Annotated in this window: 13 protein-coding genes and 2 pseudogenes; 6 read left to right on the top strand and 9 right to left on the bottom strand. The window is 58.6% G+C overall.

Annotated elements, in window-relative coordinates; all coding sequences use genetic code 11:
- Positions 1-1139: pseudogene (locus tag AC0L20_RS22250) on the top strand (IS5 family transposase); the annotation flags it as partial.
- Positions 1140-1392: 253 nt separating this feature from the next.
- Here the strand turns inward: AC0L20_RS22250 and AC0L20_RS22245 are convergent.
- Both AC0L20_RS22245 and AC0L20_RS22240 read right to left on the bottom strand, forming a co-directional pair.
- A complete protein-coding gene (locus AC0L20_RS22245; protein WP_473292099.1) occupies positions 1393-1677 on the bottom strand; it encodes a hypothetical protein in 285 nt (94 codons plus the stop codon).
- Between the two features lie 544 nt (positions 1678-2221).
- On the bottom strand, positions 2222-3769 hold the full coding sequence (locus AC0L20_RS22240) for a Fic family protein (RefSeq protein WP_473292096.1): 1548 nt from the start codon (positions 3767-3769) through the stop codon (positions 2222-2224).
- A gap of 357 nt (positions 3770-4126) precedes the next feature.
- On the opposite strand from AC0L20_RS22240, the gene AC0L20_RS22235 reads away from it, so the two are divergent.
- The 5 genes from AC0L20_RS22235 (at position 4127) to AC0L20_RS22215 (ending at position 8478) form a co-directional block, all read left to right on the top strand.
- A complete protein-coding gene (locus AC0L20_RS22235) occupies positions 4127-5176 on the top strand; it encodes a nucleoid-associated protein (protein WP_473292081.1) in 1050 nt (349 codons plus the stop codon).
- Positions 5136-6569, top strand: a complete 1434-nt coding sequence (locus AC0L20_RS22230; protein WP_473292078.1) for a hypothetical protein — start codon at positions 5136-5138, stop codon at positions 6567-6569. Before AC0L20_RS22235 ends, AC0L20_RS22230 begins: the two co-directional genes overlap by 41 nt.
- A gap of 152 nt (positions 6570-6721) precedes the next feature.
- Positions 6722-7420, top strand: a complete 699-nt coding sequence (locus tag AC0L20_RS22225; RefSeq protein WP_438745978.1) for an SGNH/GDSL hydrolase family protein — start codon at positions 6722-6724, stop codon at positions 7418-7420.
- 42 nt (positions 7421-7462) lie between these two features.
- Positions 7463-8227: a S1/P1 nuclease gene (locus tag AC0L20_RS22220; RefSeq protein ID WP_473292075.1), complete on the top strand. Its 765-nt coding sequence runs from the start codon at positions 7463-7465 to the stop codon at positions 8225-8227.
- A complete protein-coding gene (locus AC0L20_RS22215) occupies positions 8224-8478 on the top strand; it encodes a hypothetical protein (RefSeq protein WP_473292073.1) in 255 nt (84 codons plus the stop codon). The genes AC0L20_RS22220 and AC0L20_RS22215 overlap by 4 nt, the downstream gene beginning before the upstream one ends.
- 30 nt (positions 8479-8508) lie before the next feature.
- Here AC0L20_RS22215 and AC0L20_RS22210 read toward each other — a convergent pair whose 3' ends face one another.
- The 7 genes and pseudogenes from AC0L20_RS22210 to AC0L20_RS22180 all read right to left on the bottom strand — a co-directional run bounded on the left by AC0L20_RS22210 (position 8509) and on the right by AC0L20_RS22180 (position 14974).
- Positions 8509-8937, bottom strand: a complete 429-nt coding sequence (locus tag AC0L20_RS22210; protein WP_438745975.1) for a hypothetical protein — start codon at positions 8935-8937, stop codon at positions 8509-8511.
- 10 nt (positions 8938-8947) lie between these two features.
- Entirely contained in the window at positions 8948-9220 is a 273-nt protein-coding gene (locus AC0L20_RS22205) for a hypothetical protein (RefSeq protein WP_473292069.1), read from the bottom strand.
- Positions 9221-9290: 70 nt separating this feature from the next.
- Complete coding sequence (locus tag AC0L20_RS22200) at positions 9291-11069, bottom strand: phospholipase D-like domain-containing protein (protein WP_473292067.1); 1779 nt, start codon at positions 11067-11069, stop codon at positions 9291-9293.
- A 43-nt stretch (positions 11070-11112) separates the two neighbouring features.
- Positions 11113-12213, bottom strand: a complete 1101-nt coding sequence (locus AC0L20_RS22195; RefSeq protein WP_473292065.1) for an SLOG cluster 4 domain-containing protein — start codon at positions 12211-12213, stop codon at positions 11113-11115.
- Positions 12214-12855: 642 nt separating this feature from the next.
- Positions 12856-13055 (bottom strand): annotated as a pseudogene (locus tag AC0L20_RS22190) (hypothetical protein); the annotation flags it as partial.
- Positions 13056-13479: 424 nt separating this feature from the next.
- Entirely contained in the window at positions 13480-13920 is a 441-nt protein-coding gene (locus AC0L20_RS22185; protein WP_438745969.1) for a hypothetical protein, read from the bottom strand.
- Positions 13910-14974 carry a helix-turn-helix transcriptional regulator gene (locus AC0L20_RS22180; RefSeq protein WP_438745967.1) on the bottom strand — a complete coding sequence of 355 codons (1065 nt, stop codon included), beginning with the start codon at positions 14972-14974 and terminating at the stop codon, positions 13910-13912. Before AC0L20_RS22180 ends, AC0L20_RS22185 begins: the two co-directional genes overlap by 11 nt.

Genomic DNA, 14974 nt, shown 5'->3' with positions numbered 1-14974 from the left:
AAGCACACTTACGGGCTGTCCGATGAGGGCGTTTGCGAGCGCTGGGTTCACGACCCGTATTTCCAGTTCTTCACCGGCGAAGAGTTTTTCCGGCACGCTTTCCCGCACGAACGCTCGGACCTGAGCCATTGGCGCAAGCGGCTCGGCGACAAGCTGGAGCTGCTGCTGGCCGAGAGCCTGCGGGTGGCGCACGAAGCCGGCGCCTTACGCAGCCAGGACCTCAAGCGCGTCACGGTCGACACCACGGTGCAGCCGAAGGCCATCACCTTCCCGACCGACGCCAAGCTGCTTCATGCGGCCATCCAGGGCCTCAACCGCCTGGCGAGAAGGCACAGCGTCAGGCTCCGGCAATCCTATTCTCGCGTGGCCAAGGCCGCTGCGATGATGGCGGGCCGCTACGCCCATGCCAAACAGTTCGGGCGGCAAGGCAGTTGCGTATCCTGCGCAGCCGGCTGGGCCGGATCATCCGCGACATCCGTCGCAAGATCGAGGGCCAGCCAGCCCTCGAGGAGGCATTCGCCCTTCCGCTTGGCCGAGCCAGCCAGATCCGCTCCCAGCAGCAGCGCCAGCGCGGCTGGAAGCTCTATTCCTTTCATGCCCCAGAGGTGGAGTGCATCGGCAAAGGCAAGGCCTCAGCCCCTTACGAGTTCGGCGTGAAGGCCTCCATCGTCACCAACAATCGCCGAGCTCCCGGCGGCCTGTTCGTACTGCATGCCAGCTCGCTGCCCGAAAATCCCTACGACGGTCACACCTTGCGGAACGTCATCGACCGGACCGAGACGCTCACCGGATGTCCGATCGAGCGGGCCTATGTCGACAAGGGATACCGCGGCCACGATGCTCAAAATCCACGTCGCGTCTTCATCTCCGGCCAAAAGCGCGGCGTCTTCGGCGTCATCAAGCGCGAGCTGCGCCGCCGCTCCGCCATCGAGCCCATCATCGGACATCTGAAGGCCGAAGGTCACCTCGGTCGCTGCTACCTCAAAGGCCGCGCCGGCGACGCCGCCAACGTCGTGCTCTCAGCAGTCGGACACAACTTCCGCCGTATCCTCGCCTGGCTCAGAGAACTCTTGTGCCTCTTCCCGATCCAGCTATCGCATACGCTTGCCTGTCCGCTCCCGCTCAATTCGGCTTCTTAACGGACGACTAAAGAATCGATGTGAATTGTGACCAAAGTTATTTTCTTGTGCCCTAAATGCGCAGGTGCCTTCGTAGCTGACCAAATCCGCCGGGAAGTCCGAGAGCCTGGTCACTTCAGGTGCGCATTCTGCAAAACCAACGTGCACCGGTGGCGGGACGAATATGATTTTGTGAACTGGCGCTCCGTACCGAGAAGCGATGGCTAAGAACTTCTTGGGAACTACACTTATCGCCGCTTCGGTCCTAAGCGGATCATCTCCTTCCCATCTTGGTGTGCAGATCCTCTACGCGGCTAGGCTGGAGATGAATGTCTAGAGCCTTCTCCCCGGAATGTGGGAAGAAAACGCGGTTCGGATTCGCGTGCAGACTGCGCACGTAGTACCCTTGTGCCCGAACGGCTGATTTGATTTCGTCGCTGACCTTGAGAACTCTTGCTCTTCTCTTGCGCCACTTGTGTGCAGAGTAAAGCAGGGGTACGGCAGAGCCTGTACTCAGAACGAGCAAGTCGCGCTTGCTGCTGCGATAGACATCATACATTTCGCCCCCGCGATCATATTGAAGACGCATGAAATATATTCTGGTCGGCTCGATGAAGGAACTTAGTATCTCGAATGGCAGCGCGGGTTGTAAATATGCAACGCGCGCGAGTTTTGGCTCGCTGCCTCCCAAATGAGGGCAAGCTGAGGTAAAATTGTCGATAAAGACAAGGAGTTCGTCGAAGCCGACCACGCCGTACGCCCGCTTGATCTCGAATTCATTGTCGAGAGAATCAAGACAACCACGTTGGAGCCCGAATTGGAGCAACAGGCCTAGGCTTTGTGACTCGTCTTGTGATGCAGTCGCAATCAAGGCCCCCGAGTTCAGCCGAACCGTCGCCCACACCTAAAGGGGCTCTCCAGATATGACGTTCGCGCTCGGTGATACTTCTTTTGACCGTTGGTCGGGCCGACACAGGTGATGCAATGCTGTCTGACCTGGCGTCCATGTTGCTTGCAGACCGTCCGTCGCAATGCGGCAAATTACGCAAAATGAACTTCGCCATCGATCGCGAGCCATCGAAGTGCCGGCCGCACGGACATACTCAACTCGCGCTTCCAGAGTCTTTCGAGAAGGACGCTTGATAAAGCTCCTCAATCCTCGTGACTTCATCCGGCGTTAGTTCGGAGAATTCGTTATCGCGGGCACGCTTTGAGAGTTGTCCTCCATTCTGTTGCAGGAATCCGAAGAGCTTATTGAGCGTCCGCTCCGGCATTTCGATCATGTTCTCGATGCCCGCGCGGAAGGTATCAAAGCTCCGCAAAAACTGCGTTTCCTTTGGAAGATCTTGTTCGATGGTCCTCTGCACGCATTCGTACAGAAACTCGGCGTGGGGCGTCGCGTCGAAGAAACGATAAAAATCACCGGTATCGTTCAAGACCTTGACGTTACCCTGTGGGGTCGACTCCCATTCAACACATGGAAACAATCTAGTCGAATAGCTTTCCAAAACGGTCTTGTATTCGCTGATCTTCTCGAGAATCGCGGCGGAAACCGGAAAGTGGATCCCGGCGGGATTGAATCCGCGCCGTGCCAGAACATGGTGCATCAGGTATCTGTGAATGCGTCCGTTGCCGTCCTCGAACGGGTGGATATAAACGAACCCGAAGGCGAGCACGGCGGCAGCGACGACGGGATCAAGCTCGTTTTCCGCCGCATGATCGAACGCGATCAGTCCGCGCACGAGGGAGGGGATATCTTCGTGACGCGCGCTGATATGATCCGGGATAGGTCGCTGCGTCTCGCGGTCATGCTCGCCGACGAAACCACCTTCGTTACGGAAGCCAAGTTTCACGAAGCGCTCATCGCCGATCACGATGCGCTGCAGGCGTAGAAACTCCGCCTCGTCGAGCGGTGCCCGTCCCGCTTCACCGATGACCCGGCCCCATCGCTGGATACGGTCCTGTGGCGGTCTCTCTCCTTCAATGACGTAGCTTGACCTTGAATCCTTGAGAAGAAGGAAGGCGGCGGTTCGCGCCAGCAGATCCTTCGGAACCTGGCTCACCACGACACGGGCGCGCTCCTTGAGATCCTGCGCAATAAATTCGCTCAGCGCTGCAGTCTTGAAAACAAGCGGACAAAATTCCGGCGTTCCTGGCAAATTGTTCCGGACGCGGTGTCGTGCCGAATTCTGCCCGGAGGTCGCATGTTGAAGCTCGGTATCGACGGCGTCGACGTAAGAGACTTTATCTGCCGCAGGCAGGTTGAATTGGCGGCCCAACAGCCATTCATGCAGAAACCAGATACGACGCGTATACAGACCGGTCGGCTTCTGTCTCACAAGATCCGCAATCTCATCCTCGTTCACAGTGAGGAAAAGCCGTTTCAGGATTGCAAGGTCTAGTCCTTCATTCTTGAGAGCGAAGGTGAGATGCCCCTCAAGCGTCGCGTCCGGCGCATGGCGCGGCGTGTAGATGCGCCACCCCTCCTGCTCAATGATCCGGTGCTTTGTTCCGATTGCGGAAAGCACGCGCGGGACCGGGACGGATAGGCTGTAGGCGTCAACCAGCGCAGCATAGCCAACAGGAGTTGCGATCTCCGGCAGCCGCCGGTCATGAATAACAGACACTGGTCCTGAAAACTTTGTCTGCATTGTCCCAGATCCGTGAAAAACGTTCTCGATCGTGAATTTCACTCTCAACTCGGCCTTCGAGCCGCAAAAACCTTTTACACCGTGAAAAACACTCACACAACACGGTAAATGTGAAATGTCCTCGCGAAGACGTTGGAGTTCTCCCTCGGTCCCACCCAAGGAATGCTTTTGAGAGAACCAGCAAGGCATTTAGCGGCGCGTGGCGGCCTCGTTCACTGTTCAACAGACCGGCGCGTGGCCACTCGTTGGGGGTGGAATTCTTAACAAGATGCAAGATTCTTAACGGAACACGACGCAAATTTTGGAATAAAAGAGCGGCGCGATTGCGCTCGTTCTCTTTTTGTTCTATGGTGATAAATGGCCTTCCTTACTGAGCAGGAACTCGAAAGCCTGCGCATCGATCAGAGCGTTTTTCATATTGTCGGCCCGGGAGAGGAACATTTTCAGCTACTGGCTGCGTTCGATGCCGGTCGACACGCAGCTTTTTTCCTGGGCCGCGTCCGATCGGTCAACAGCGGAAACCGATACGAGTTTCTCGCGGACGCGCCGGTGAGGGCGCAACTGGCGCGGATCAGCCGGGATAGGGCAACTTTCCAGGAGGAAAGCGAGAAACTCGCGACAGCGTTCAATGAGGCTCACGGAGGCAGCACGGCTGTCGGTGCCTTCTTGATCTTCTCGCTGTCTTGTTCAGGTGGCCGGTTATATGCACTTCTGAAATTCGAGGACGAAAAGGTTCTCAGCTACGACTACGACGTCAGCCGCGGGCGTTCGGGCAAGCCGAAGCCGACCTTCGGCGAGATTGAACGGACTTTTGTCCAGAACCGCAACGCCCTACAGAAGGCCGCGCTCATCAAGCTGGGCAAAGAGCGCGACGAAATCTGCGTTGTCGATCGTCAAAATCCGCAACGGCCTGCGGCCTATTTCGAACAGTTCTTGCTCGTGCGACGCCAGCGAACGGAAGAGGAGCTGACAAGGACAATCGTCGAGGTCACGCGCAACATTGCGCACAAGCACAAAGACATACTTCCGCAGGACACGATGAAAAATCTGGCGCAACGCCTCTACGACGCCAGCCAGTCAGGCGGTTCTGTCGACGGCGAAAGTGCTGAAAATTGGCTGAAGAGCATTTTCGGGCCGCTGCCTGATGATAGCCCCGTGCTGACCGACTTCAAAGCAAAGCTGAAGCGGGAAGGAATGGCGGGCGAATCGTTCGTGCTCCAAAAGAACGCAATTCAGGCTCCCAAGAACCGTCGCGTTGAGACGGCAAGCGGGGTCAAATTGACCTTCCCTGTCGGTTTGATGTCTTCAGTCATTTCGGTGAACCGCGACAGGGGCGAGATTATCATCAGGGACAAGATCACACTCGATGACTTCGAGATCAACACATCTGGTCGAACGCGTACGTGAGCTTGTCGCGAACGGCGCCGTGGCGGACGAACGTATTGACGCCCTCGTGTTGCGAGGCCGGCTACCGTCGGTCGATGCGCAGGTCGCCTGGCTCGGCTTCGTCGACGACGTCCCACCGCCGTTCTCGTCCTTGCAAGTCTATAATCCGGGTCTGGGTGGTGATCTCGTTGGGGCTGATATCTTTGATTCGACCCGCGAGATCGTGATCACGCTCGGAAAGCCAACTGCCGACGGCTGCGCCTTCTTTATCTTCCAGTCCGACATCCCACAATATTTGGCGCAGCGAACTGTTCTTCCGCGCCTTGCGATCGCCGACTTCAATTCCACTCAGGCATTTCGCGCACGAGGATTGGAGTTCGCTTCATGGGATTTCGCGCAAACGCCACCGCGACCCGAGCCTTTGCTTGGGTCTATCGACCCCACTCGCTATGTTCGTGACTTCGTCCCCGACCGTGAAATCGTTACCGATCTCAATCCCTGGCTATTATTGGCCGCGCCAGCGGTTTCATCGCCGGCGTATCAAGCTTGGGAAACGGTTTCTGCCCGCAGACTGTTGGGCGGTCTCGTCTCCCGCGCCTGGCTCGAGGATGGCCAGGTCTGGCTGCAAGCGGCGGCGACGCCTCCGATCTATCGCATTAGAGCCGATGATCCTGCCCTGCCCGGCGCTCGTTCTCGATTGACTGAATCCGCCAACTGGGTTTTTCTTTCGGGGACAGATGTCGAGGCACGCCACCTGCTCTTTTCCGGTGAGTTGGCTCGGGCGAGCCGTCCTCAGCAAGATCTCGCCACGACATTGGAGCAGGCGCTTGAGGCGGCCAAAGCTGCCTATGAAGCTCACGTCCAATCATCGAGCCGCGAGACTCTGAAGGCGCTCGCCGATCTCCGCAAGACCGTGATTGATGAAACTCAGAAGGTAGCGCAACGGGCGCAGGATCTTGCGGCTACGCTCTGGCGCGACCTGGCCGTCTCGGCTGCGCCTTTTATACTGAAGATCCTGGGAGATGCGGCCAAGACACCGGGTCCTCTCATCTCTTCCTTATTCTACTTTGCGGCCGCCGTATTCATCGGTCTGTCGTTCGCGTTGCAGTGGCGGATCAATGGCGCGTTCTTCCAAAGCCAAGCCTCGTCCCGACGGAGCTGGATGCAAAGTCTTTTTAGTTACATCTCCGTTCGCGAGCGGGAAGAAATCGCTGAAACGCCGATCGAACAAGCGATGAAGAACTATCGGGAGACCCGCGGCGTACTGCTTGTGGTCTATGGACTGTTGATCGGAGCTCTCGTTGCCGCCGGTGTCCACACTCTGCACGATGTAATGCCGTCACCTTCGAGCCCCGTTACAAGCGTCGCGCCCAGCCCAGTACCAGTTCCGCCGCCTCCGGCAAAGCCGCCGTAAATTTGAGTGGTTAAGATTTCTACTAGCCGCGTATCCGCGATCGAGATCCAACACGGCTTGATAATAGTCGAATGCAACTGCGATAGCGTAATCGCCCTGTCACATTTCGGCACCAAACTCCATCGAAACTCTCGAGCGCGTAGGTGAACCTCATGCCCGCAGTCGATCAGAGCGCCATTCCGGCCCAACCGATGCGGTTTCAGCACCACATGCGGTGGCTGTCGGGACGCTTGGCCGGCGCCGGAGCGATCAAGATCGTCGCGATCGGCTCGTCCACCACGGCGGGTGAAGGCGACATCGTGCCCTATCCGCAGCGTCTCGAGCGGGCGCTGCGCGCAAGCTTTCCGGGCAGGAACTTCGATATTCTCAACCGCGGCGTCGGCGGTGAAGAAGCTCCAGACGAGCTACGAAGGATTCAAGGCGACGTACTCGGCGAGAGGCCATCGGTCGTGGTCTGGCAGGTTGGTACCAACGCGGTTTGGAAGAGCCAGGATCTCGACGCCACCGCCGGCGCGATCCAGCGCGGTCTCGCGATGTTCGCAAATGAATTGATGGACGTCGTGCTCATGGATCTTCAGTACGTGCCGGCCGTGCTCACTCCGGCAATGGAGGAGCGAGCACACCGGATGGTGGCATTGATTGAGACGGCAGCCAGCCGGGCCGGCTTCCCGGTCAACGTGTTCCGCCGCTTCGCATTGATGAAGCAGTGGCATGAGGCAGAACGGATCTCCTTTGACCGGATGGTCGATCCCACCGATCCCGACCGCCTCCACCACAGTGACTGGAGCGCCCGCCGGATGGCAGAGGCGCTCGCCAACACGATCGCGATCGCCGCGACCGTGGGCTCATGAATGGAACGAAGTGTTGAACTTTTCCCCACCCGAGGATCCGTCATGGCTAAAATTACCGCCAGCGCAGTTGTGCTCTTGAGCCTCTTCTTGGCAAAGCCCGCATCCGCTTGGGGACCCGACGGACACCGCTTGGTCGGGTCCATTGCTGACCAGCTCCTGACCCCGAATGCCAAGCAGCAGGTGAAGACCTTGCTGGGCGTCGATCTACGGCAAGCCGGGCCATGGCTCGATTGCGTGAAGAGCGTGCACAGGCAAAACGATGGCAGCCTCGCCTACGTTGTGGATCCTCAATACGAACCTCCATGCACCCCCTTCGCGAACGACCGCAAGGCTATGGTCGATTACGCCGGCCGAAACTGGATCGATTGCGTCTATCCGGAAGGAGCGAGTGCGACCGCCAATCTTGGCTGTCACAATACGTACCACTTCGACGACGTGGCCGTTCAGCGCGACAAGTTCGATCGAAACGATGCGGGTACCAATGATCATGATCTGGTCGCAGCTACCAACGCCGCGATCGCCGTGCTGCTTGGCAGGCCGGCGCCGCCACCCTTCGACATCAAAGACAAGAAGGAGGCTCTGTTGATAGTCGCTCATCTGGTGGGCGACATGGCACAGCCCCTTCACGTCACTGCGCCGTACCTCGATCCCAACGGAAGCCTGGCCGATCCGGACGTCACGCACACGATTGATCCGTCGACCGAAACCGCGGGCGGCAACTGGATCCACGATAAAGCCATCACGGTCGGAAACGACGCGTTCCATCATGCCTGGGACTGGGAGACACCGCCCCGCTGGCTTTGGTGAACGTCGCAAAGGCCGTTCCGGCCGATACGGACCGCATCGAGAACTGGTCAGCAATTTGGGCCACGGACACGATCGCGGTCGCGAAACAGGCGATGTCGAATGTGACCTACACCAAGATAGGTCCCAGGAAGTGGACGATCTCCTTCTCGGATCGAGCCGCGTACCTTCAGTCGGCGGATACTATCAAGCGGCAGCAGCTTGCCAAGGCGGGAGCCCGTCTCGCCGAGATCGTGAACCACCTTTGGCCTTAGTCAGAAAGTTACTTGCGCGGGAACGATGCATCAATCTTCGTACTCGGTAGCCGCGGGCGGCTCTTTGGGCGACGATTCGGGCGCTGTTGCATATTGCTTCTTGATCCGCATCGCCAGGATAGTCGCATAAAGATCACGCGGCGAGGCCTTATCGAGATCCTGCAGATCGCGATAGTTGGCCAAGAAATCCAGGATGCTCGGCCTCAGTGGCCGTGTGTCTGCCGGCGCGCGAGTTTTGAGCTTCCGGTCAAGGTCGAGCTTGGTGAGCTCGATTGCATGCTTACGCCATTCGACTTCTCTATCTTGCCTGTCGCGCGCGCCTATGACGAACTTGGTGATCACCCCTGTAATGACGCCAACGATCACGGCGCCGGTCGCACCTACGACGGCTGTTACGGCCGTCAACGTAGTTGGCTGCAGCTTGGACAGCTCTTGAAAAAACTCTTGAAGCGCGCTCATGGAGAGGATCTCAGGCTGACATGGCTCCGCCCGCCTGACCTTCCGTTCTGCCGACAATGAATTTCCGTTCCAGGACCTTTCCGGTCGAATCCTTGGCGATCACGACCAATTCCGCGCCGCCCGCGCCCTGCGGCATCCGCATTTCTTCGTGACACGGCGGGTCGGGACAATCGCTCTCGTGCACCACCTTCCCGCTCAGCCGGACGGTAATGCGGGTCACGCCGATGCCACCCAGGATCGTGAAACGGAAATTCCTGCCTTCGACGGGCGGCTTTGCATCCAATTCCATTCGTGAAACCATTCGCTAGTGAAAGGATATCGCACCACTCACCGTCGCAGTGCCTTATTGAACGCTACTGTGGACACCATACTGCCAAGTGCTTCTTGCGCGAAGCGGATAGATAGCGGCCCTGCCACGCGGGATCGTCCGACAAGTGCGACCACGGTACCTTGCCCTGATCGAACTGCCGCTTGACGTAGGCACGCCAGGAATAGTGCTCATAGGTGGCAAGACAGGCGACACTGTACGCCTCCGCCAGAGATCGATTGCCGTGCACCACGACAAAATTGTCGTCGTTCTGCTCGCTGGCGGAGCCGGAAAAATTGTGGGATCCGGTGACCACCTTGCAGTCGTCTGAAAAGGGGTCGATCACGATCATCTTTGAGTGCGTGATCGCATGGCCGATGCCCGGGTTCTGGTTGGGAAACAGAAACTGGCTGCGCGTCACTTCCCCAATCCAGTCCGAAAAGGACTTCACGACGCCTTCGGGCTGCACCAGAGCCGTCTCAAACTCATGGGACTCCGTATCTACACCTCTCAGCGAGAATTTTTCGCGGTTATCCGACGTGACGGTGCTGACGACACCCCTGACGTAGATCTCTGAGGCCCTTGCGACAATATCAGCGAGTGGATCGGGACCGGGCTGGAACATCACATAGAGGATCATGTCCTTGGCGCCCGTCACGAGCTCAATGAGCGCCTCGATGTCGATACCTTTCCCGACGTTCTTCTTCGACTTGCTTCGGACCCGGGTGAACCAGACGTCTGTCCCGTTCGCCGGACGCGGCGATTTGGCGTTGTCGCCCACGAGATCCGGCGTGAAGTCGCTGCCAGCATCTCTCAGGCGGCCCCACTGCTCGAAATACAATCCGGCGATCTTTGGGTCGACAAACAGAATTCCATTGTTGGCCTGCGTGCAGAGGCCGGTCGGCGCCCAATTCGTGCTTCCGGTCCACACCTTCGTTGCGACGTCGCCTTTGGTGGACACAACGACGACGAACTTGTTGTGACCCAGGCCCTTTGAGCCGAGGATCCTGTCGTGGACGTCAACGCCGGCCGCCTTCAGCTCCTCGCGGGCATCCGCGTTGCCGTCGCCCCCCTTGTCGGAGCCATTCGAGAGCACCAGGTGCGCGCGACGCTTCAAAAGCTTCAGCCGCGCGATCAGTTCCTCATCCGAGAGCTCGTAAATCGCCAGATAAAGCTCCAGCCTGGGATCCCCGATGACTTCATCGAGCAAGCGCAGGAGCGCCAACCGAAGTTCACCCGAGAGAAATCGCCTCAAAGGCTCTTCGAGGTCGGCTATGTGATCCTTGATGTCGCGCGGCTTCCAGTTCTTCTCACGCGCGATGCGTGCGACGAATTGAGACATGACGAAGCCGCGATTAAAATACGCCTCTATGCCGTTGCCGGCTTGGCCATTCACGTCGATGGCTTCGGTCCAGCCGGAATCCGCCAAGGACACCAGCGTGCTTTCTCCGACAATGCCCTCCCCGGACGATCCTACCGCATTGATCCGATAGCGGACCGTCTGGCCGTTGTTGGCGCCGTGATCCGTCCATTCGTATCTTTGGAAAGGCCATACATTCGACGGCCTTGAGCTATTTGTGTCATCAGCGCCATCAGCGGCCGGCTGATCGGTAAAGCCCACGCGATTGCGCAGGATCTCCGTGGGCGACCAATTCCCACCCACCTGGCGCTGGCGCTCAATCATGAAGCCCAGGCATCCGGGGATCGGTACGTCCGAAGCACCACCGCTGGAGACGCGCCAAAAGAGCTGGACATCGTCGCAATCATGATAGGCAGTTGCTCGTATCTGAGTTCCATTGACCGTATTCGAAACCGCAACCGGCATGGCGATGCCTCCTCCCCTCGATGGGCATGTGACCCTTTGTCCGTCAGGCTCGGCTCAGGAAGCTGGTCGACACCTTCATCGGCTCGTCGGCCAGCGCAAACATCAAGTTCTGCAGCGCTATGCCAGAATGAAGCCGCAGCACATCGCCTATCTCCTTCGCGTCTACCGTGAATCTGACCTTGAGCAGACAGGCCGCGCCATCTTTCTTGCGAGCTCTCGCCAAGGTGAACAGGTTGCGGACGGTGTCGTCGACCTTGACGCCCTTCTTCGACGGAATGGGATCACCATTCGCATCGTATTCGGCATCGCGTTGCCAGTAGCGGTCTTCGTCGAAGAAAATCATTGGCGTGAACGATTTTGCGTCAGGGACGTAGCAGTTTCGCTCGGCGTCTTCGAAGATTTCGCGCATCGTGCCGCCGCTACCCCGGGCGTAGACGATGCCGGCGCGCGAGTTGGTGATGAGTGTCTCCTCGCGAATGCTATTGAGGAAGAACTTAGCGTAATGCGTCGCAAAGGGCGTGGTCGGCTCCTGACCATAGAGCCAGGTGGGCACACCGAGGCTGAGGCTCGGCTTGGCCGGTGCACGCGTCCTGGCGTCCAGAGCGGCGTTGATCCAGCGCCTCGCGTCGTCGAATTGGGTCTCGTGGCCCGGCGCGACCCCTCCGTCGCTGGTCACGAGCTGATCCAGCACAGGAAGCAGGGGCTCCTTCCCGAGGATGAACAGCGCCGCCGAGAAGGCCGCATCGTCGGCGCCCGCGAAAGTTGCGCCGACGTGAGCGGCCTCCATCGCACCGGGGCCGCCGCCCGTAACGATCATAAAGCCCTGTTCAGTCAGTTGACGCGCCAGCCTTGCTAGCGTCGCATAGGCCGGTTCCGCCCTCGACAGCTCGTGCCCACCCATAATGCCGACGAGCTTTGGCGTCTCCTGCGTCAGGAACCGTCTGAGCGCGTCAGAGATGTTGGCATCGTGGTCGGCCTGCTTCCTCCGCACGTCCAGAGTCGCCGGGTTGTCAGCGCCGTCAGCGACATATTGCCGGAAGAGCCGGAAATCCCACGCCTCCGCCAGTCCCATCTTCGAACTTGGATCGTAGCCGCGCAGAAGATCTTCGGAAGAATACAAATCGGTGGGCAATTCGTAATCCAAGGGATGCTCCTAAAAAACTCAGGTCAGATCGAAGGGACGGGGGGAATCCGCCCAGCGGACGCCGGCCGGCCAACCACGGTAAACATCCTCGGTGCAAGGTCAAATGCCTAAACTACAGGTAGAGTGTGACATTCACTTCTCAGGTAGGCAAGGCCAAATTCCTTTCGTTCTGCCACGGCCATCCGGAGGGATCCTCAGCCACCGCTCGTTTGCTCGCTGAAATCGCCAAGCCCATGCCGGCACTGAGCTCCCTGCAATTGGAAGTGCGGACAACGGCGAGGCTGACGAGAAGCAAACAAAGCTAAGTCGTTGGGTTGTTCGCACCATCCCACTCAAAAGCCAATTGAAGGAGACGCCCCTCGATGAGCTCCTCGCCGAATCCATCGAGCAGGGCAAGAATGAACCCAATGATGCGTCCTCGATATGTTCGAGACTCTGCATGAACGGCTGGTGCGGGCGGAGGGCATGATCGCTGACGAGATCGCGCGGCGCAGGCGATGACTCCTCGCGCCGCAGTCAGCGCGGTTCAGTGCCGTAAAGCCAGCTTGTACTAACGCGAGCACCACGACCGCGCGCGGCGACACCCAGACCGGTCGATGAACACATAGAAAACCGACGACCGGGCCGTCGCTCCGGCTACTCTTAAGCTTCGCCGGAGCCGCAAAACAGCACCGTCGGTGGCGCCGCGCGCGGAGGCGGGAGGGTCCGACCGCCCGGGGCTCCCGGTCTGCTCTTGAGATCGTATCGTTGGGCTAGCTCGAGTAGCCGCCGCTTGGTGAACGGGTCCGCGTTCTCCGCCAGATCGCGCGCCCGCTGTGCGCGAAGCCCCTATAAAATTGCTCCGATCAAGCGGCCTGGTACATGAGAACAATTTTCGGCGACTTACTTGGGCTCGCGGCACGAGGGGAACTAAGCTGCTCCCAGCAGGCAAACAACATGACTCGGCTCTCGCTCAGCCGGAAGCTGTGCCCGAAGTACAGTAAGCCGATGACGGCCGTGCTCGACGACGTCGGGCCCGGCCGGTCGCGCTACATCTGCCTGGTCTGCGAGGGCGATCCGCTGCGATCCCGCCGCCCGGAAGTGGGCGGAAGCCGCAGGGTTCTTCCTCGGAGGTCGCGCAAAATGTGCGGTGATCCATCAGATCGAGTATCCTGTCGCGCAGAAGCCCGCTGATTAATCCTCATTGTCTAGCAAGGAAGTAGCCTACGACTTGCTGCTCCTCAGACTTTGCGTCCGGAGCGACGGTTCACGAGCCGTCTTCAGCGACTACGCGATCGGCTCCAGCTCAGAAAGGCACTTTTCCAGATTGGCCTTTGCTTGAGAGAGATAGGACCTCATGGAAGAAAGTTGACCGACATCCGGCTTGGCTCGTCCAGAACTGGCAGCGCCCAAATGCTGACAAACCTTGACCAAGTCGCTTGTCATGTCTTCCAGGACAAACGTCAGGTTCTCAAGCGTCATCAATTGATAGAATAGTGGGCTTGAAACTGCTGCATCTTCCACAAGCGGACCATTTAGCCTCACGTCTACCAAAGGGACAAGCACATCGGGCGCGTCCTGACTTACTTTGCCCATGCAAGTGAGCAATGTGGTGTAGGTAGAGGGAACATAGATGACACGATCGACTACCGATTGGCTATAGAGAACGAGCGTTTCCTCGGTGAGGCCTTCGGTCGGCGTTAGAGCAGACTGATCCTCAGTCGACATGATTTTCGCTTTCCTCGTTGTAGGCGTGCATTATAAAGTGCGACACTTTTGGCTGCACCGGCTCGACGAGCATGTGCGTTCTTTGCGCTTCCGACTTCTTTTCGTTTGCCGTTACCACCTGGGCACCTCGATAGGAGCGCTTCCCTACTACCTTCACATGATGCGCTTGCGCCGGCACGGGCGCGGGTGGCGCCATCGTCGGCGGCTCATGATTTGCCAGCATTTGCAGCACGTCAAACATGTTTAGTCGGGGAGGTCTATTGAACGGCAAGCCTCCGATCTGCACCAGGTGATCATAATCTGACTTCAATACCGGATCATGAACTGCCTTTCTGAGAAGGTTGAGATACAGTTCTCCGGCGTCCGCAGCGATCTGGGCCGGTGCATGCGGGAGAAGAGGCTGCACATGACGGCCGAACAGCGCCGGACGAGCTGGCTGCACGGCGCGCGGGGATTGCACAGCGCGAGCGGGTTGCGCAGCGTTAATGGGTCGTGCAGGACGCGCGGCAGAAGCTTCCTTTTTTGAAAGCGCAATCGCGCCATCTCGCGTCATGCAAAAATGAGCTTCTTTCCCATAAGTCGTCCGCTCCACAAGACGGGCATTCGCCATCATGTGCAGTATCCGGCTCAGATTGGCCGGTTTGAGTCCGAGTTTTCGAGCGATCGCGGCCTTTTCCAGAGGCTTCCCGTCAGCGGAGCGAAGAAGCCTTAGTATCGCTAGGACGTGTTGCCGACTGAGAATTTCGCTGACGTTCGCGACTTTGGATGTCGCAATCGACATCTCCAATAGATCGTAGAACGCACGCAAACGCTCCGCATAGGCCGCGTTCTTCGTCAAGAGGGCGGCGCTCGAACGGCGAAAGATATCAAACCACTGACGCAACTCGTCGTCGCGGCGCCTTCCGTCAAGCGCCTTCCAGAGCCAAGCGCCAAGCGCAGAATACAGGCGTCCGTAACTTGCCTCGGACCCCTCCTTCAGGAGCGCAGACACGGCAAGCCTAGCTTCCGAAGCCGAAGCGTCGCCTAATTCGATTCTTTCGAGCGCGGCATCCAT

The sequence above is a fragment of the Bradyrhizobium sp. Kon58 genome, from assembly GCF_055807455.1.
Note: the sequence above shows the minus strand (reverse complement) of the source record. Positions and strands in the feature narration are given on the sequence as shown.